The following is a 19,556-nucleotide window of genomic DNA, read 5'->3' as shown; positions in this document are numbered from 1 at the left end:
CGCCGACCCGGCCCGCGCCATCGCCGTCGCCGTCGCCGTCTCCGTCCCCGCCTCCGTCTCCGTCCCCGCCTCCGCCTCCGCCTCCGCCTCCGCCTCCGCCTCCGGGCAACGGATTACCCCAGAATGCGACGCGGCGGATGCGCATGTCGTATGCAGCGGGCAGACTGGGCGCATGAGCAGTCGCGCAGGGCAGCCCGCAGAGGCATCCGATCTCATCGACATCGACGAGTTGATCTCGGCGTACTACGACCGCAAACCGGATGCCGCGGTACCCGAGCAGCGCGTCGCCTTCGGTACCAGCGGTCACCGTGGTTCGTCGCTGAGCACCAGCTTCAACGAGGACCACATCCTCGCCACGACGCAGGCCATCGTCGACTACCGCGCCGCGCAGGGAATCACCGGCCCCCTCTTCCTCGGTCGCGACACCCACGGTCTGTCCCTGCCCGCGGAGCGCAGCGCCGTCGAGGTGCTGGTCGCGAACGGCGTCGACGTGCGCGTCGACTCCCGTGACGCCTGGGTGCCGACGCCGGCCCTCAGCCACGCGATCCTGACGTACAACAAGGGCCGATCGCTCGACGACGCCGGCCGCGCCGACGGCATCGTCGTGACCCCCTCGCACAACCCGCCGCGCGACGGCGGCTTCAAGTACAACCCGCCGCACGGTGGACCCGCCGACACCGACGCGACCGGCTGGATCGCCGACCGCGCGAACGAGCTCATCGCCGCCGGCCTCGCGGGCGTGAACCGCACGCCGCAGACGGAGATCGACCTCGAGAGCCTCGGCCAGTACGACTTCCGCGACGCGTATGTGCGCGACCTGGCGACCATCATCGACGTGGATGCCATCAAGAACGCCGGCGTGCGCATCGGCGCCGACCCGCTGGGCGGTGCGTCGGTGGAGTACTGGGCGCTCATCGCCGAGGTCTACGGTCTCGACCTGACCGTCGTGAACCCCGAGGTCGATCCGACGTGGAAGTTCATGACCCTCGACTGGGACGAGAAGATCCGCATGGATCCCTCCTCGCCCTCGGCGATGGCCTCGCTGGTCGCCGCGCGCGACGAGTACGACATCCTCACCGGCAACGACGCCGACGCCGACCGCCACGGCATCGTCACCCCCGACGCGGGGCTGATGAACCCCAACCACTACCTCGCCGTCGCGATCGACTACCTGTTCTCGCACCGCGAGGGATGGCCGACAGACGCCGCGATCGGCAAGACCCTCGTGTCGTCGATGATCATCGACCGCGTCGCCGCCTCGCTCGGCAAGACATTGCTCGAGGTCCCGGTCGGCTTCAAGTGGTTCGTCCCGGGGCTCCTCGACGGCTCGGTCGCGTTCGGCGGCGAGGAATCGGCCGGCGCGTCGTTCCTGCGCAAGGACGGCACCGTCTGGACCACCGACAAGGACGGCATCCTGCTCTGTCTGCTCGCGGCCGAGATCCTCGCCGTCACCGGCAAGACGCCCTCGCAGCGCTACGCCGAGCTCGAGGCGGAGTTCGGCGCCTCGGCCTACCAGCGCGTCGACGCGGCGGCCTCGCCCGCGCAGAAGTCGGCGCTGTCGAAGCTGTCTCCGGATGCCGTCTCGGCCACCGAGCTCGCGGGCGAGACCATCACGGCGAAGCTGTCGCACGCGCCGGGCAACGGCGCGGCGATCGGCGGCCTGAAGGTGCAGACCGAGTCCGCGTGGTTCGCCGCCCGCCCCTCGGGCACCGAGGACGTGTACAAGCTGTACGCCGAGTCGCTGCGCGGCGAGGAGCACCTGCGCGATGTGCAGGAAGAGGCGCGCGCGGTCGTCTCGGCCGCCCTCGGCCAGGCCTGACTTCCGGTACGTTTCAGCGGCGTCGCCCTTCCGGGCGGCGCCGCTTCCGCGTGCGGGCGCCGGGCGCCAGCCCGCGACGCGCGACCGGCGCCAGCTCCGAGAAACGGCATCCGCTGAAAGAAACGTCGCGACAAGGCGTTTCTCCCCGCCGATCGCGTTTCTCGCGACACCAGCGCAGCGCGCGCGCCAGGCGCCAGCGCAGCACGCGCGACAGGCGCCAGCGCAGCACGGGCGACAGGCGCCAGCGCGGCACGCGACCGGCGCCAGCTCTGAGAAACGGCATCCGCTGACAGAAACGTCGCGACAGAGCGTTTCTCCCCGCGGATGCCGTTTCTCGGCGACACCTGCGCGGCACTCGGCGCGGAGGGGGCGGGGAAGAGGCGCGGAGGAGGCGGGGAACGCCGCGGCCCCGACGCTCGGGTGAGCGTCGGGGCCGTGGCACGCAGCAGGCTCAGGGAGCCGGGATCACGCGGGAGCGAAGGTCTTCGCGTCGATGACGAAGCGGTAGCGCACGTCGCTCTTGAGAACGCGCTCGTAGGCCTCGTTGATCTGGTCGGCCGAAATGAGCTCGGTCTCGGGGGCGATGCCGTGATCGGCGCAGAAGTCGAGCATCTCCTGGGTCTCGCGGATGCCGCCGATCGACGAACCGGCGAACGAACGGCGGTTGGTGAACAGCGTGAAGACCTGGATGGGCAGGGGCTCCGGCGGCGCGCCGACGTTGACCATCGTGCCGTTGAGCGTGAGGAGTCCGAGGTATTGCTTCAGCTCGAGCGGGGCGCTCACGGTGTTGACGATCAGGTCGAAGGTGTTCTTGAGCGTCTTGAAGGTCTCTTCGTCCTTCGTGGCGTAGTAGTGGTCGGCGCCCATCTTCAGGCCGTCGTCCTTCTTGCCGAGCGTCTGTGAGAGCACGGTGACCTCGGCGCCCATGGCGTGGGCGATCTTGACGGCCATATGTCCGAGGCCACCGAGACCGACGACCGCGACCTTCTTGCCGGGGCCGGCGTTCCAGTGGTTCAACGGCGAGTACGTCGTGATCCCGGCGCACAGCAGCGGGGCGGCCTTCTCATAGGGGATCGATTCGGGGACGCGAAGGACGAAGTGCTCGTCGACGACGATCTTCTCGCTGTAGCCGCCCTGGGTGATCGTGCCGTCGACATCGGTGCTGGCGTAGGTGCCGATGTTGCCCTTCTCGCAGTACTGCTCCTCACCGGCCAGGCAGTTGTCGCACTCGCGGCACGAGTTGACCATGCACCCGACGCCGACGCGGTCGCCGACCTTGTGGCTCGTGACGTCTGCGCCGACCTCGGCGACCGTGCCGACGATCTCGTGGCCGACAGTCAGGGGGTAAGGCACGTCACCCCACTCGCCGCGGATGGTGTGGATGTCGGAGTGACAGATGCCGGCGTAGGCGATGTCGATGAGGACGTCTGTGGGGCCGACGTCACGGCGCTCGATGGTCGTGGGCTCGAGGGGTGAGGTCGCGGACGACGCCGCGTAGGCGTTGACGTGCATGGTTCTCCTGTGGGGATCGATTCAGAGGAATCCATCCTCTGTCACGGCTCGTTTCGGACGGGGACCCTTGACGGATGCGGAAAGGGGCGGCGAACGTGTCGCCGCCCCTCCCGTCACCGATCTACTTGCAGGTGGCCGCCGGGATGGCCGTCGACACCGTCGAGGGCGTGCCGTTGACGGTCGCCGTCACCGTTGCGGTTCCTGCGGCGATGGACGCCTGGCGCGTGCTGAACGTCGCCGACGCTCGCTTGCCCGGCTCGACGGCGCCCAGGCTCTTCGCGCCGTACGGGCTGTCGACCTTCACGTCGGCGCGGGTCGCGCCGTCATTCTGCACCGTCACGGCGACGACGACCTTGCCTGCCACGCACCGCGACGAGGCGGTGGCGGTGACCGTCGCGGCCGGAACACGCGTGACCGTCACGGTGTAGGTGCGCTCCGTACCGTTCGGAGCGGTCACCCGCACCGTTCCGACACCGTTGGCGTCAGCGGGCTGGGTGATGCGCACGACGGCATCCTGATCCACCGCCTGCGCGTTCAGGGTCGGCCACGTCTCCCCCACGACCGAGGCCGTGTAGTCGGTGCGCGCCGGATCGAACCCGTCCACGGTGTTGGCGCCCACGGTGAGTCGAGCAAGGTCCGCGATCCCGGCCTGCGACGGCGCGGCCGCGAAGATCTCGACCTCCGAGACCACCATGTGGGTCTGGGACCGCGCATTCATCACGACCCGCACCTCATCGGCGGAGACGCCTCCGAGCGACACCTCTACCTTCGGCGCACCCGTCGAGGGTGCCGGGACGGTCTGCAGCGCGCCCTGCGTCCAGGTTCCGCCCGCGCTGCGGTAGTCCACGCGCAGAGTGTCGGCCCAGCTCGTCCCACCGTCGCGGTAGAACTGCACCGCCACGCGCTGAACCGTCTCGGCGCTCGAGAGGGCGTACGTCAGTGTGTCCTGCGCGTTCTTCGTGCCGGAGCGCCAGTTCGACCAGCCCTTGTCTGCGGTCTGACCGTTGATGGTGCGGTCCACCGGATAGCCGCTCTCGGTGTAGGTCGCGGACGGACGGCTCTGCGGTGCGACGTTGCGCTCGACGGCATCCGTCACGATCACCGTCAGCCGGGCGGGCAGCTTCTCGCCGCTCGGACCCGTCGCGGTGCCGCTGACGATCACGGTGCCGGCCTTGGCGAACGCCGCGTCCGTGAGGTCGCCCCACGCCCACGTGACCGGGGTCGCGAAGCCCGCGCCGTCGGCGCGTACTTCGGACTGCACGGTGGCAGGCGCCTTGGCCTTCACGCTGGCCAGCGCGCTCCCGGCGGCGACGGTCATCGAGGTGGGGCGGGCAGCGGTGTACGCGCCGACCTCGACGGTGGCGGATACCTCGACAGCCGCTCCGAAGATGTCGGTACCTGTGCCGCGGACGGTGACGGTGCCGGCCTTCGACCAGTCCTTCCCGTCGAGCTGCCACGTCACGGGGACCGGGCGAGACGTCTTGCCCGCGTAATTCGCGGTGACGGTGGCGGGCAGCGTCGGCGCGGTGCCGACCGGGGTGCTGACCGTGACGGGGTTGACGCCGAGCACCGCGGTGCCCGTCAGGCGCCACAGCTGGTTGCCGCCGCCGTTCGAGGTCCACAGGCCCACTCGGGCCTCGGGCTGGGTGCTGGCCTCATTGACGTCGAGCACGCGCTCCGCCCCGACGCTCAGCAACGAGTAGGTCGAGCCGTCAGTGGTCGAGGCCATCCACTGCAGGTTCTTGTCGGCCGCTGCGGCCGTCGGGTCGGAGGTCACCAGCGCAGTACCGCCGTTCGCGTTGGCGAGGTACTGTCCCGCCGCGTTCTTCAGTGTGAAGCGGTGCCGGTTGGTGCCTTCGCCGCTGAGCGAGGTGACGGTCCAGGTCTGCGGCTTGGCCGCGGCCCCGGTGGTGGCGGGCTGACGGATGGCGAGTGCCGAGCCGCCGTCGAGCGCGAGACCGCTCTGCACGCCGATCAGCTGCACCGACTGACCGTTTCGGAAGCTCGCGGCCGTGTCGGCGACGCCCGAGACCCCGTCGATCACGAACGTGGTGACCGAGCGCGCCGGAACGGTGAGCAGCGCCGTCTTCGTCGCGGGGTTCACGGTCACGGGAGCACCCTGCTTGAGGGCGTTGACCGTGGGGTTCTCGGGCGTGGACTGCGTCGTCACGATGGGCGTGACGGTCGCGTTCGCAGGGACCGTGCCGAAGTCGTTCAGATCGATCTCGACGGTGCGCTCGGCGTTCTCGCTGTTCACGTGCACCACGGTCGCGCCTGTGCCGTCGGCGTCGATCGCCGCCGTGGACTGCGTGTTCGAGCTGGCGACCAGTCGGTCGCCGGGCTCGATGTAGTGGGTGAAGTTGCGGACGGTGTTGAACTTCTCGTTCGTCAGCACCTTGCAGCTCGGGTCGGCATCGCCGTCCTTGAGGCGGCGCTCGGAGTTTCCGTCGGCGTTGCAGTCGAAGTCGATGAAGACGCTGCCCCAGTTGAGCTTCTCGACCTTCTCCATGTTGTAGAGGTCTTCGACGGGCTGCCAGAACACCCATGCGTCGGGCTCGAGCTCGCGCAGGTCGCCGACGATGTGCTCGGCCATTCCGAGGCCGTTGCCGATGTCGACGGGGTTGAAGCCTGTTCCGGGCGTCCAGTTGCCCTCGACCTCGCTCATCCACAGCGGCTTGTCGGCCGCCTTGGCGATGTCACGCACGACCTGGCGCCCGCCGGTGCCGTAGGTGTGGACGTTGAGCTGGTCGACGGCGTTCTTCGACTCCAACGACCAGGCGTTCCAGTTGGTGGCGAAGATGCCGGGGTTGGTCTCGTCCATCGCCGAAATGACGGCGTCGGTCGTGGTGTCGGGGTCGGCCAGCCGCGCGGCGAGCGCCTTGACCATCTCGTCCTGGCGCTGGGGTCCGATGTGGGCACCCTCCTGACGGCTGGCGCTGGTGGGCCAGGTCTGCCCTGCGGGGATGTTCGTCGACCAGTAGTTCGTGTTCGGCTCGTTGAACGGGTCGATGGTGTCGAACTGGATGCCGTGCTCTTTCTCGAGCTCGTCGACGACGGTGGTCAGATACCCGGCGAACTTGTCCATGTCGGCGGTGGCGAGCTGCTCGCTGGTGGCGTTGTTGATGCCGCCCGAGACGAAGCCGCTCTGGGTGAGGAAGTACGGCGGCGAGTTGCTGAAGGCCTCCCAGTGGGTGACCTTGCCCTTCAGCGCGTCGATCCACCAGCGCTGGGCGGAGTCCGCCGTGAAGTCGTAGTGGGTGGGGTCGTCGGGGTTCCAGGCCGCCTTGTAACGGTCACGGTCGGCGTAGGTCGAGGTGATCGCACCCTTGTCGTCGGTGGCCGGCAGGTCGGGGTTCCAGAAGCCGGGCACCGCCCCGCCCGGGCGAAGGTACGACGGCACATCGGTCGCGTTGCCGCCGCCGATGTTGTATCGGGCGATGTTGAGGTTCAGGCCATCCTCGCCGAAGACGGCATCGAACAGCTTCTGCCGCACGTCGGCGGGGTAGTTGCCGGTGGCGTTGGCGAACCACACCAGGCTCGTCCCCCATCCTTCGAACGGCTCGGACGCCGTCGCGGGGTTGGGGGCGATGCGCACGGGCGCCGTCGCGGCGTGGCTCACGTCGGGCGCCGTCACGGCGGCACCCGCCGAAAGGACGCCGGCGGTCAGGGCCACGGCGCACGTCATCGACAACAGTCGAGGTGACTTCATCGTCATTTCCGATCCGGCCGCTTCTCTGCAGCCTCATGGGGGAGTGTTGACGTCAACATGGGACGTACAAGTCGAGCTTAAACGACAGGTGTTACCGCACACAAGAGCGCGGGCGCGGCGACACGCGGGCGAGACCGGACGCCAGCGCACGCCCCACCTCGTCGCGGACCAGAGGGCAGCGGGGGTCGGACGCCGGCGCGGACCGGTCGTCAGCGAGGGCCGGAACTGGCCCGAACGACGAGCGAGGTGGGGACCAGTGTGCGGGCGTGGTCGCCGCCCGTGCTCTCGATGTCGGCGATGAGGGCCTTCATCGCCTCTTCGCCCACCCGCTCGAACCGCTGGCGCACGGTGGTGAGCGGAGGCCAGAAGTTGGCCGACTCGGGCATGTCGTCGAAGCCGACGACGCTCACGTCGCCGGGCACACCGCGCCCGGCCTCGTGCAGGGCGCGGATGACGCCGAGCGCCATCTGGTCGTTCGCCGCGAACACGGCGGTCACCTCGGGCCGAACCGCGAGTGCCGCCCCGATGCGGTGACCGGAGTCGGCCGTCCAGTCGCCGATCTGCACCTCGGGAACTCGGCGTGCGCGGTCTTCGAGCGCCGCGCGCCAGGCGTCTCGGCGGCGTTCCGCGGCGAACGACTCCGGCGGACCCGAGACATGCCACACCGTCTCGTGCCCGAGGTCGAGCAGGTGCTCGGTCGCGAGCCGTGCCCCCTGCGCCTGGTCGTTGTCGACGACGGCGTAGGGGTAGTCGGCGCTGGAGTCGACGACGACGACCGGAAGGCCGGACGGGATCGCGAGCTCGTTCTCACCGAGTCGGTGCGTCTCGATCAGGATGACGATGCCGTCGACGGCGTGCTCGCGCAGGCGCAGGAACGCCCCCGACACGTCGGACTGCGACGCCGACTGCACCGTGATGAGGGTGATGGAGTATCCGGATGCCGCTGCCATCGACGCCAACGCGTCGAGCGTGCGGGTGTTGCCGTACGAACTCAGCGAGAACATGATGACGCCGATGCTGCGGAACCGCCCCGACCGCAGGGCGCGAGCGGCGCTGTTGGGGCGGTAGCCCAGGTGAGCCATGGCGTCGAGGACGCGCTGCCGCGTGTCAGGATCGACGTTGGAGCGCCCGTTCGCCACGCGCGAGACCGTCTGCCCCGACACACCCGCGGCCACCGCGACGTCGGCCATCGACACCTCGCGTCGGCGTTCACGCGTCGGGATCACGGTCGACGCCGTCGTCGTATCGCTCATGTCTGCCCCCTCGGGATGTTGACGTTGACACCTTAGCGCGGTGGGGTTATGTTTACGTCAACATCTCGGCCACCCGGACCGAATGCGCACCAACGAAGAGGCACTGGACGATGACGACCACCGCGGCACCCCCGCCCGCCCTGCGCACCCCGCGGCGCAAGCGGCGCACACGCATCGACGATCGCGGCTGGCTGTTCGTCGCCCCCTTCGCGATCGTCTTCGCGCTGGTCTTCCTCGCGCCGCTGGTGTATTCGATCTACCTCAGCCTTTTCCGCGAGCAGCTGATCGGCGGCAACGCCTTCGTCGGCTTCGACAACTACATCGCCGCCTTCGGCGACGAGAAGTTCTGGGACGGCCTCATCCGCGTCTCGATCTTCCTCGTGGTGCAGGTGCCGATCATGCTGATCCTCGCGCTCGGCGCCGCCCTCGCCATCGACAGCGCGCGTCTGCACGCCTCCAGCTTCTACCGCATCGTGATCTTCCTCCCCTACGCCGTACCGGCGGTCGTGGCGGTACTGATGTGGGGATACATCTACGGCGACCAGTTCGGTCTCGCCGGCAACATCAACCAGTTGTTCGGCTCCGAGGTGCTGCAGCCCTTCGTCCCCCAGTGGATGCTGCTGTCGATCGGCAACATCGTCACGTGGCAGTTCGTCGGCTACAACATGCTGATCTTCTACTCGTCGTTGAAGACGATCCCCGGTGAGCTGTACGAAGCGGCATCCATCGACGGAGCGGGCGCTTGGCGCACGATCTTCTCCATCAAGATCCCCGCCGTCCGGGGGGCAGTGGTGATCGCCACCATCTTCTCGATCATCGGCAGCTTCCAGCTCTTCAACGAGCCCAACATCCTCAAGCCGCTGGCCCCGAACACCATTTCGACGTTCTTCACGCCGAACATGTACGCCTACAACCTCTCGTTCGCGGGACAGCAGTACAACTACGCCGCGACGATCGCCATCATCATGGGCCTGATCACCGCGATCATCGCCTACGTCGTGCAGCTGCGCGGCTCACGTCAGGAGGCGCGATGACCACCGCGACCGCACCCCGCACCGACACCGTCGCGGTGACCACCGACCGCTCGCGCGGACGCCGCTCCTTCGCACGCACCTCGCCGACGCACACCCGGCGTTCGGTCGTGCTGACCATCGTCATGAGCCTGTACCTCGTGTACACGCTCCTGCCGTTGGCGTGGCTGCTGATCAACGCCACCAAGACGCAGCCCGATCTGTTCTCGTCGTTCGGACTGTGGTTCGGCGACAGCTTCGCCCTCGGCGACAACATCGTGCAGACCTTCACCTACCGCGACGGGATCTTCCTGCGCTGGCTCGGCAACACCCTGCTCTACGTGGTGGTGGGCGCCGGAGGCGCGACGTTCCTCGCCACCCTCGCCGGCTACGGCATGGCGAAGTACAACTTCCGCGGACGCAAAGCGGTCTTCGCCGTCATCCTCGGCGCCATCGCCGTGCCGGGGACCGCGCTCGCCGTGCCGACCTTCCTGCTGTTCAGCCAACTGGGTCTGACCAACACCCCGTGGGCGATCATCATCCCGTCGCTGATCAGTCCGTTCGGGCTGTATCTGGTCTGGGTCTACGCCACCGACGCGATCCCGACCGAGCTGCTGGAAGCCGCCCGTATGGACGGGGCGGGCGAATTCCGCACCTTCTTCACGATCTCGATCCGTCTGCTCACCCCGGGCATCGTCACCGTGCTGCTGTTCGCGGTGGTGGCGACGTGGAACAACTACTTCCTGCCGCTCATCATGCTGAGCAACCCCGAGTGGTACCCGCTCACCGTCGGCCTCAATCAGTGGAACGCCCAGGCCGTCGGCGTCGGCGCCCAGCCCATCTACAACCTCGTCATCACCGGTTCGCTGCTGTCGATCATCCCGATCGTCGCCGCGTTCCTCGTGCTGCAGCGCTTCTGGCAGTCGGGCCTGAGCGCCGGCAGCGTCAAGCAGTGACCACCACGACTTCCCCCTGAACGGGGCATCAGCCCCACCACCCGAAAAACCCGGAGCGTCCTGCCCCGGTCTTCACAACCCACCCGCACCGGAGCGTCTCGCCCCGGCATCCACAACAAAGAAGTAGAGGAACCGATGACATTCATGCGCAAGGGCACCGCCTTCCGGCGGACCGTCTTCGCCGTCGCCGCCACCGCACTGTCGGTCGGCGCGCTGACCGCATGCTCCGGCGGCAACACCGGCGGCGCCACGGGCGGCGGCTCGGCCGACGACATCGAGGCGGCCCTCGAGGCCGGCGGCGAGATCACCTACTGGTCGTGGACCCCCTCGGCTGAGGCCCAGGTCGCCGCGTTCCAGGAGAAGTACCCGAACGTCAAGGTCAACCTGGTCAACGCCGGTACCAACACCGAGGAGTACACCAAGCTCCAGAACGCCATCAAGGCCGGGTCGGGCGCGCCCGACGTCGTGCAGATCGAGTACTACGCGTTCCCGCAGTTCGCCCTGTCGGACTCGCTGCTCGACCTCGCGCCCTACGGCTTCGGTGACCTCGAGAGCGCCTACGCGAGCGGCCCGTGGGGTTCGGTCGACTTCGACGGCAAGATCTACGGCCTGCCGCAGGACTCCGGCCCCATGGCCCTGTTCTACAACAAGAGCGTCTTCGACCAGTACGGCATCGCCGTGCCCACCACCTGGGACGAGTACTACGACGCCGCCCAGAAGCTGCACGCCGCCGACCCGACCAAATACATCACGGCCGACACCGGCGACTCCGGATTCACCACCAGCATGATCTGGCAGGCCGGCGGCACCCCGTTCTCGGCCGAGGGCACCGACGTCACCATCGACCTGCAGGACGACGGCTCGAAGAAGTTCGCCGACAACTGGAACCGTCTCATCGAGGGCGATCTGCTCTCGACCACGCCCAGCTGGAGCGACGAGTGGTTCAAGGGCCTCGGCGACGGCTCGATCGCCTCGCTCGTCATCGGCGCCTGGATGCCCGGCGTGCTCGAGAGCTCGGTCGAAGACGGCGCGGGCAAGTGGGCCGTGGCACCGATCCCGACCTACGACGGACAGCCCGCCACGGCCGAGAACGGCGGCGGCGGTCAGGCCGTGACCAAGCAGAGCAAGAACCCCGCCCTCGCGGCCGGCTTCCTCAAGTGGCTCAACAACGACGAGGAGAGCCTGCAGATCTTCGCCGAGTCGGGTGGGTTCCCCTCCACGACCGCGCAGCTCAGCGACCCCGCCTTCGTCGACAAGGAGTCGGAGTACTTCGGCGGCCAGCAGATCAACCAGGTGCTGACCGAGGCGTCGGGTGACGTCGTCAAGGGCTTCAGCTACCTGCCGTTCCAGGTCTACGCCAACAGCATCTACGGCGACACCGTGGGTCAGGCCTACGCCAACAAGAGCGACCTCAACGCCGGCCTCCAGGCCTGGCAGGAGCAGCTCGTCCAGTACGGCAACGACCAGGGCTTCTCGGTCAACAAGTAACCAGCATCACCGGGGCGGGCCGCAGCGTACGCATGCGGCCCGCCCTCCCCTTTCCCCCCCGAGGAGAGCCATGAGCACCCCCACCCGCATCACCGTCGACCGCACCGCCGTCGGCGCCGAGGTGCCGCGTCGCCTGTTCGGCTCGTTCGTCGAGCACATGGGCCGCTGCGTGTACGACGGCATCCATTCACCCGGGCATCCGAGCGCCGACGACGCCGGCTTCCGCGCCGACGTGCGGGAGCTCGTGCGCGAGCTGGGCGCGACGGTGGTGCGCTACCCCGGCGGCAACTTCGTGTCGGGTTACCGATGGGAGGACGGTGTGGGCCCCCGCGAAGAGCGTCCGGTGCGCCTGGATGCCGCGTGGCACAGCACCGAGACCAACCAGGTGGGACTGCACGAGTTCTCCGACTGGGCGGACGCCGCGGGCTTCGAGGTCATGGAGGCGGTCAACCTCGGTACGCGCGGCGTCGCCGAGGCAGCCGACCTGCTCGAGTACGCCAACCACCCCTCCGGTACCGCGCTCAGCGACCGTCGCCGCGCGAACGGCCGCGATGAACCGTTCGGCATCCGGCTGTGGTGCCTGGGCAACGAGATGGACGGCCCGTGGCAGATCGGCCACAAGACCGCCGAGGAGTACGGCCGTCTCGCCGCGGAGACCGCACGCATGATGCGCTTCATCGACCCCACGATCGAGCTCGTGGCCGCGGGCAGCTCCAACCACGAGATGCCGACGTTCGGCGAGTGGGAGCGCACGGTGCTCCGGCACACCGCCGGTCTCATCGACCACATCTCGGTGCACGCGTACTACGAGGAGGATCCGACCGACCCGGCGAGTTTCCTCGCCAGCGGCGCGGCCCTCGACAGCTACATCGCCGACGTCGTCGACGTCATCGACGAGACCGGCGCGAAGGCCCCCGACGGGGGCACCATCGGCATCAGCGTCGACGAGTGGAACGTGTGGAATCAGACCCGCTGGAACGAGGTCGACAAGCCGCGCGTGTTCACCGGCGACTGGCCGATCGCCCCGCGCCTCATCGAAGACGACTACACCGTGACCGACGCCGTCGTCGTGGGATCCCTCCTCATCACCCTCATCCGCCGCTCCGACCGCGTTTCGATGGCCAACCTGGCGCAGCTCGTGAACGTCATCGCGCCCATCCGCACCGAGCCCGGCGGCGGGGCGGCCTGGCGTCAGAGCACGTTCCACCCCTTCGCGCTCACCGCGAAGGCGGCATCCGGCCGGGTGGTCCTCCCCCGCGTCGAGGGCGCCGTCATCGACACCGCGCTCCACGGATCGGTCGACGCCGTCGACGCCGTCGCGACCATCGACGGCGGTGACGTCGCGGTCTTCCTGGCGCACCGCGACCTCGACGCCGCCACCGAGGTCGAGCTCGACCTGGGCGCGGTCGAGGCCGTCGAGGCGGTCGTCGTGACGATCCCCGAGGGCGGCGACCGCCACACCACGAACTCCGCCGACGGCGAGCTCATCGCTCCCGCGCCGCTGACCGTCGAGGTCGGCGCCGACGGCATCCTGCGCTTCACCCTCCCCGCCCTGGCCTGGGTGCGCCTGCGCGCACGCCTCGTCGCCTGACCCCCCGAGAATCCGAAAGACACCGTGACGACCTTCACCATCGGCGAGACCGACTTCCTGCTCGACGGGCGACCGCACCAGGTCATCTCGGGCACGCTGCACTACTTCCGCATCCACCCCGAGCACTGGGCCGATCGCATCCGCACGGCCAAGGCGATGGGGCTGAACACCATCGAGACCTACGTCGCGTGGAACGCCCACGAGCCCGTGCGCGGGGAGTGGGATGCCACGGGATGGAACGACCTCGGACGTTTCCTCGACCTGATCGCCGACGAAGGCCTGCACGCGATCGTGCGTCCGGGACCCTACATCTGCGCCGAATGGCACAACGGCGGACTGCCCGTCTGGCTGACGTCGACGCCGGGGATCGGCATCCGTCGCTTCGAACCGCAGTTCGTCGAGGCGGTGTCGGCGTACCTGCGCCGCGTGTACGAGATCGTCGCACCCCGCCAGATCGACCGCGGCGGCAACGTCGTGCTGGTGCAGATCGAGAACGAGTACGGCGCGTACGGCTCCGACAAGGAGTACCTGCACGAACTGGTGCGGGTGACGAAGGATGCCGGCATCACCGTGCCGCTGACGACCGTCGACCAACCCATGCCGTGGATGCTCGAGGCGGGGAGCCTCCCCGAGCTGCACCTCACCGGGTCATTCGGATCGCGCAGCGAGGAGCGTCTGTCGACCCTCCGTGAGCACCAGCCCACGGGCCCGCTCATGTGCAGCGAGTTCTGGGACGGATGGTTCGACTGGTGGGGCAGCATCCACCACACCACCGACCCCGCGGCGTCCGCTCACGATCTCGACGTGCTGCTCGCCGCCGGGGCGTCGGTCAACATCTACATGGTTCACGGCGGCACGAACTTCGGGACCACCAACGGCGCGAACGACAAGGGTCGGTTCGACCCCATCGTCACGTCCTACGACTACGACGCCCCCATCGACGAGTCGGGCCACCCCACGGCGAAGTTCCACGCCTTCCGCGAGGTCATCGCGAAGTACGCGCCGGTGCCCTCCGACACACCCGGCCCGCGGCCGGAGGCCCCGGCCTTCGAGGTCGCGCTCTCGGGCGAAGGTGAGTGGATGCCGGATGCCGTGGGCGCTCGCACCGACATGCCGTCGACGTTCGAAGAGCTCGGGCACCTCGGGCCACTCGTTCGCTACGACGTCGACCTGCCGGCATTCTCCGGCCCGTCCGCCCTCGTCTTCGGCGAGGTGCGCGACCTGGCGTGGATTCACATCGACGGCACGCCCGTCGGTCGCCTGTCGAGGTCGCTGCACGAACGCGCGCTCACGATTCCCGCGGGCTCACGGCTCACCGTCCTCGTGGAGGACCAGGGCCGCGTGAACTACGCCGACCGTCTCGGCGAGGCGAAGGGCCTGATCGGCTCGGTGACCCTGAACGGTTCGCCGCTCACGGGGTGGACCGCGACGCCCGTCGACCTGGCATCCGCCGCGGGCATGGGCGACGGTACCGTCGGACGCGCACTGCTGCGCGGCACCTTCACCCTCGAAGCGTCCGCCGACCTGTTCCTCGACACCACGGGGTGGGGCAAGGGCTTCGCGTTCGTGAACGGCTTCTTCCTCGGTCGGTACTGGAACAACGTGCCGCAGAACACGCTCTACGTACCCGGTCCCGCCACACGCGCGGGTGCGAACGAGATCGTCGTGCTCGAGCTCGAGCACGCGGTCGAGCCGGTCGCGCGCTTCGTCGCCGCGCCGTCGCTGGGGCAGCTCGAGGAGTAGGCGCGTCGCCGGGGCCGGGCGTGTGAGCCGGCGCCGGGACAGTCGTTGCGACGAGAACAGGCCGATCCCTCGCGGATCGGCCTGTTCTCGTCGCAGACCCTGTCCTCATGGCGCTCGGCGTCGCGCGAGCGGCAGGATGGGGTCATGACGACGGCCGCCTGGCTTCCCGCGAACCCCCTACCCGAAGTGAGGGCGAACCGATGAGCGACTACGAGATCACCGAGATCGGGGGGCTCGACGCCTGGCGTGAGCACTTCGGCGGCTTCGTTCCTGCACGCTCGCGCGACGGGCGCCGCGTGGTCGACCACGAGCTGACCATGCAGTTCATCGGCATGACGGCCAACGCCCTCGCCCCCGGCGAAGAAGCCGGCTACTGGCACACCCACACACACGTCGAGGAGCTCTACGTGTTCCTGGAGGGTCGTGGCCAGATGGGCCTCGACGACGACCTCGTCGATGTCGGTCCCGGAAGTGTCGTGCGGGTGGGCCAGAACGTGTGGCGGACGTGGCGCGCCGTGCCCGAGGGCACGGGCGAACTGCGGTGGCTGTGCATCCGCGCGGGCGGCGAGGCCCTCCCCCACCTCCCCGACGACGCCTCGCGCGACACCGATCGTCCGCCGCCCTGGAGCACCCCGGCGTAGAGGTGTCCGGATGCCATTGCGTGCGCGCGAGGCATCCGGGCCCGCCTGCCACCGGCCAGAGCACCTCACTCGCCGACCGGCACCGATCCGGGAACCGCGGCGCCCGGACCGGGGGCCTCACTCGCCGACCGGCACCGGATCCTCGGCATCCGAGGTCTTCACCCGGAGGGAGGGGCTGGTGAACCGGGCCCGGGCGATGACCACCGCGGCCGCAGCCATGAGCACGGCTCCCAGCACGTATGGCGCCGCGTGCGCGACGTGGGCGTACAGCAGCCCCGCGGCCAACGGCGCGACGGTGCCGACCGCGGCGCTCAGCGACTGCGTCGCACCGGCGATCCAGCCTTGCTCGTCATCGCCCACGGCGTTGGACAGCAGGCCGTCCATCGTGGCCTGGGCCGCCCCCTGCCCCGCGGCGAGGGTCAGCGCGCCGACCACGAACAGCCAGGGCTGAGCGAGCAGCGACGCAACACCCGCGAGCGCGACCAGGCCCACCGCCTGCGTGACGATACCGCTGACCACCACTCCCCGCTCACCGATCCGTGGGAGCAGGAATCCGAGCAGCACGCCCTGGATCGCGATGTCGACGACCCCGACGCAGGCCGTGAGCAGACCGATCGCGGTGGGATCCCAGTCGATCGCGTCGAGGGCCAGCACGCTGAAGTTGTTGACGAAGAAGCCGAACGGCAGGCCCACCAGCACCAGTCCCACCATGAGACCGCGCAGCTCGGGGCGGCGGAACACCCCCCGGAACACCGCGAACGGATGCACCGCGCCGAGATCGAGTCGGGCGATGCGCTTGTCGGGCGCGAGGCTCTCGGGCAGCAGGAAGATGCTGACGATCGCGACGGTGAAGGCGAGACCGGCGGTGACGAAGACGGGCAAATCGACATCGATCGCGGCGAGCGAGCCACCGAGCGCGGGCCCGATCATGGTGCCCACGCCGGCTGTCGCGCCCAGCACTCCGAAGCGTCGGGCGCGCTTGTCGGGCGGCGTGATGTCGGCGAGGTAGGCGAAGAGGGCGGGCAAGTTGCCCGCGGTGACGCCCTGCACGATGCGGCCGAGCAGCAGCACCCAGAGTGCTCCTCCGATGCCGAAGAGCAGGAAGCCCAGTGCCGCGCCGAAGCCGGCGACGATGATCACCGGCCGGCGGCCGAAGCGGTCGGAGATGCGGCCGAGGAACGGTGCGACGAGGAACGCGCACAGCGCGTTGACGGTCTCGAGGATGCCGACCCACACGGCCAGATCGGACGGGTTCGAAACGTAGCGGAGCACGACGAACGGCAGGACGGGCAGCACGACGGTCATGCCCGCGGTCGTCAGCGTCGTGATGACGACGAGCATGATCCAGGCGCGGCGGCCCTGTTCGAGAGAGGAGGAAGGTGAAGTCACGCCGTAACTGTACTCGTACCACTTTCGGTGTCAATACGACTTTTGAGCCGATCCGCTAAAGTGGTGTCATGAGCGAGACGATCGGGCGCCGCGAGCGCAAGAAAGCCGCCACCCGCAAGGCGATCTCCGACGCCGCGACGCTCCTTTTCGTCGAGCGCGGGTTCGACGAAGTCAGCATCCGCGAGGTCGCCGAAGCCGCCGACGTGTCGCCCACGACCGTGTTCGCGCATTTCCCACAGAAGGAGGCCCTCGTCTTCGACGAAGACGACGCGCAGCGCGACATGCTCGTCGGCGCCGTGCGCGACCGCGCCGTCGGCACCTCGGTGTCGGACGCCCTGCGCGACCTCTACCGGCGCGAGCTCATCGGCCTCGCTTTCGACCCCACGGGCGAGAATCGCCGGCAGTTCATGCAGCTGATCACGGGAACCCCCGCGCTGCAGGACTACGCGTCGCGCATGTGGCTGCGCCACGAGGATGCCCTCGCCGCCGCAATCGCAGAGACGACCGGGCAGAGCAAACCGGATGCCGAGACCCGCGTCTATGCGCGAATGGTGCTGCAGTTGCAGATCCTCGCGTTCGAGCACGACGACGCCGCGGCGACGATCGAGGCAGGTTTCCGCATCCTCGACCGGGGGTGGCGCGAACCCCGCTGACGGCGTGCCGGGGGTTTCGGCGTGCGGCGCGTGAGCGAGGGAGGGCGCGGGACGGGCGGAAGAGATGACACCGCTGCCACGTCCTCCGCTCACCGCATCCCCTCCCTCCCGCACCCCCGACCGGAGCTCAGACGCGAGCGGCCACCGCAGCCCTCCGGGCGACTTCGGCGAGAGCGTCGCGCAAGGCGGCGGGATGGGCGTCGGCGATCGGCCGGTCGAAACGCAGGCACTCCGCCGCGAGCGCGCCCCACGACCAGGACCCCAGGCCGACCCTCGCGCGCCCTTCCCCGGCGTCGAGCAGCGTCCCGTCCACGACGTGCGGCTCGAGTTCCTCTCGCGACGCCTCGACCACGATCTCGCCGCGGCACGGCCAGCCGCCCGACTCGTCGCCGCCGCGGAACCGCCCCTCCAGGTAGCGCGCCGGGTCACCGCCGGGCACCTCCCGGCGCGTGAATCGTCGTCCTCGGTGAGACTTCAGCCGCAGGCGGTCGACACGATAGACGCGCCATCCGTCCCTCTCGGAGGTGAAGGCGAGGAGGTACCACCGACCGCTGTGCCACAGCAGATGGTGCGGCTCGGTCACGCGCACCGGCCCCTCCGATCCGCCGTAGTCGAACCGAATCTCCTCGTCGGCGGCGATCGCGGCCTCGACCGCGCTGAGGACACCCGGCTCGACCCCCACCGCCCCGGCGGGTGCCACCGCCTCGACCGCGAATCGCTGGGCCCGACGACCGAGGGATGCCGGCAGCAGCCGCGAGACCACGCTCAGCGCCTCCTCGGCCGCCTCGGCGAGCGGGCCGCCCGACGAGGCGGCGAGCCTCAGCGCGACGGCCACCGCCACCGCCTGGTCGTCGGCGAACGCCACCGGCGGCATGTACGTCCCCGCCCGCAGGCGGTAACCCCCGGCTGGTCCGCGCATAGCGTCGATCTCGTAGCCGAGTTCGCGCAGCCGGTCGACATCCCGACGGATCGTACGCGCGCTCACGTCGAGGCGGCCGGCGAGGGCGGCGGCCGGCCAGTCCCGTCGGGACTGCAGAACCGTCAGCAACGACAGCAGGCGTCGCGACGTCGATGGGGAGGAGCTTTCTGGCACGGCATCCATTCTGTTCCGTATTGCGGACGATCCCTGTCCGCATCTGGCGAAAGAGTCGGGGCATCCGGAACCTCCCGGCTCACGACAGGAACGACATGACCCTCACCACCACCCTCCACATCAACTTCGACGGACAGGCCGCCGCGGCACTCGCGTTCTACGCCGAGGTGTTCGGTGGCACCGTCACGGCGGTGCCCTACGGTGACACGGCAGAGGTGCCCCACCAGCGCGACCAGATCGTGTGGGGCGAGATGGTCGCCCCGAGCGGTGTGCACGTGATGGCGTACGACATCCAGCGCTCGCTCTCGTACGACCGCGGGACCAACCCGTTCTACCTCGCTCTGCGCGGCCCTGACGCTGACGAGGTGCGCTCCGCGTGGGAAGGGCTGAGTCAGGATGCCGAGATCCTCGCACCCTTCGGCCCGTCGGCGTTCTCGCCGCTCTACGGCAAGCTCGTCGACCGCTTCGGCGTGGTGTGGATCGTCGACGTGATCGCACCCTGGAACGGCTGAATCGAGGACCGGGCCGACACGAGCCCCGGAGCCCGGGCGGGTGGGGCGCGGCCGGGCGCTCGGCGCGCCGCCGGGTGCCCGGGGGGGGGGGGGGGGGGGGGGGGGGGGGGGGGGGGGGGGGGGGCCCGCCCCCCCCCCGGGGGGCCGGGGGGGGGGGGGGGGGGGGCCCGGCGCGCCCCCGGGGCCC

General features: G+C 69.4%; 14 protein-coding genes. 9 read left to right on the top strand and 5 right to left on the bottom strand.

Annotated features, from left to right (window positions below; all coding sequences use genetic code 11):
• Window positions 1-172: 172 nt before the first annotated feature.
• On the top strand, window positions 173-1,819 hold the full coding sequence (pgm, locus tag FHS07_RS15570) for a phosphoglucomutase (alpha-D-glucose-1,6-bisphosphate-dependent) (RefSeq protein ID WP_183420834.1): 1,647 nt from the start codon (window positions 173-175) through the stop codon (window positions 1,817-1,819).
• A 465-nt stretch (window positions 1,820-2,284) separates the two neighbouring features.
• On the opposite strand, the gene FHS07_RS15565 is transcribed toward pgm, so the two are convergent.
• The 3 genes from FHS07_RS15565 to FHS07_RS15555 form a co-directional block, all read right to left on the bottom strand.
• The gene (locus tag FHS07_RS15565) at window positions 2,285-3,331 is read right to left on the bottom strand and encodes an NAD(P)-dependent alcohol dehydrogenase (protein ID WP_183420833.1); all 1,047 of its coding nucleotides are present in this window, start codon (window positions 3,329-3,331) and stop codon (window positions 2,285-2,287) included.
• Window positions 3,332-3,452: 121 nt separating this feature from the next.
• Window positions 3,453-7,040: an RICIN domain-containing protein gene (locus FHS07_RS15560; protein WP_246383701.1), complete on the bottom strand. Its 3,588-nt coding sequence runs from the start codon at window positions 7,038-7,040 to the stop codon at window positions 3,453-3,455.
• A gap of 209 nt (window positions 7,041-7,249) precedes the next feature.
• Window positions 7,250-8,293, bottom strand: coding sequence for a LacI family DNA-binding transcriptional regulator (locus FHS07_RS15555; protein ID WP_183420832.1), 1,044 nt, complete (start codon window positions 8,291-8,293; stop codon window positions 7,250-7,252).
• Between the two features lie 110 nt (window positions 8,294-8,403).
• Here FHS07_RS15555 and FHS07_RS15550 point away from each other — a divergent pair, with 110 nt between their 5' ends.
• The 6 genes from FHS07_RS15550 (at window position 8,404) to FHS07_RS15525 (ending at window position 15,722) form a co-directional block, all read left to right on the top strand.
• On the top strand, window positions 8,404-9,327 hold the full coding sequence (locus FHS07_RS15550; protein WP_183420831.1) for a carbohydrate ABC transporter permease: 924 nt from the start codon (window positions 8,404-8,406) through the stop codon (window positions 9,325-9,327).
• 122 nt (window positions 9,328-9,449) lie between these two features.
• Window positions 9,450-10,259, top strand: a complete 810-nt coding sequence (locus FHS07_RS15545) for a carbohydrate ABC transporter permease (protein WP_246383710.1) — start codon at window positions 9,450-9,452, stop codon at window positions 10,257-10,259.
• Window positions 10,260-10,403: 144 nt separating this feature from the next.
• Window positions 10,404-11,747, top strand: coding sequence for an ABC transporter substrate-binding protein (locus tag FHS07_RS15540; protein WP_425488164.1), 1,344 nt, complete (start codon window positions 10,404-10,406; stop codon window positions 11,745-11,747).
• Between the two features lie 70 nt (window positions 11,748-11,817).
• Window positions 11,818-13,338, top strand: coding sequence for an alpha-N-arabinofuranosidase (locus tag FHS07_RS15535; protein WP_183420828.1), 1,521 nt, complete (start codon window positions 11,818-11,820; stop codon window positions 13,336-13,338).
• Window positions 13,339-13,362: 24 nt separating this feature from the next.
• Window positions 13,363-15,081, top strand: a complete 1,719-nt coding sequence (locus FHS07_RS15530) for a beta-galactosidase (RefSeq protein ID WP_183420827.1) — start codon at window positions 13,363-13,365, stop codon at window positions 15,079-15,081.
• A 200-nt stretch (window positions 15,082-15,281) separates the two neighbouring features.
• Window positions 15,282-15,722: a cupin domain-containing protein gene (locus tag FHS07_RS15525; RefSeq protein WP_183420826.1), complete on the top strand. Its 441-nt coding sequence runs from the start codon at window positions 15,282-15,284 to the stop codon at window positions 15,720-15,722.
• Window positions 15,723-15,839: 117 nt separating this feature from the next.
• Here FHS07_RS15525 and FHS07_RS15520 read toward each other — a convergent pair whose 3' ends face one another.
• Window positions 15,840-17,111: an MFS transporter gene (locus tag FHS07_RS15520; protein WP_343054742.1), complete on the bottom strand. Its 1,272-nt coding sequence runs from the start codon at window positions 17,109-17,111 to the stop codon at window positions 15,840-15,842.
• Between the two features lie 68 nt (window positions 17,112-17,179).
• Here FHS07_RS15520 and FHS07_RS15515 point away from each other — a divergent pair, with 68 nt between their 5' ends.
• A complete protein-coding gene (locus FHS07_RS15515; protein ID WP_183420825.1) occupies window positions 17,180-17,764 on the top strand; it encodes a TetR/AcrR family transcriptional regulator in 585 nt (194 codons plus the stop codon).
• 127 nt (window positions 17,765-17,891) lie between these two features.
• Here FHS07_RS15515 and FHS07_RS15510 read toward each other — a convergent pair whose 3' ends face one another.
• A complete protein-coding gene (locus tag FHS07_RS15510) occupies window positions 17,892-18,857 on the bottom strand; it encodes a helix-turn-helix transcriptional regulator (RefSeq protein WP_343054741.1) in 966 nt (321 codons plus the stop codon).
• Window positions 18,858-18,952: 95 nt separating this feature from the next.
• Between FHS07_RS15510 and FHS07_RS15505 the strand changes: the two genes are divergently transcribed.
• On the top strand, window positions 18,953-19,369 hold the full coding sequence (locus tag FHS07_RS15505; protein ID WP_183420823.1) for a VOC family protein: 417 nt from the start codon (window positions 18,953-18,955) through the stop codon (window positions 19,367-19,369).
• Window positions 19,370-19,556 lie beyond the last annotated feature (187 nt).

Origin of the sequence: Microbacterium proteolyticum, assembly GCF_014192415.1 — a bacterium.
Lineage (GTDB): Bacteria > Actinomycetota > Actinomycetes > Actinomycetales > Microbacteriaceae > Microbacterium > Microbacterium proteolyticum.
Note: the sequence above shows the minus strand (reverse complement) of the source record. Positions and strands in the feature narration are given on the sequence as shown.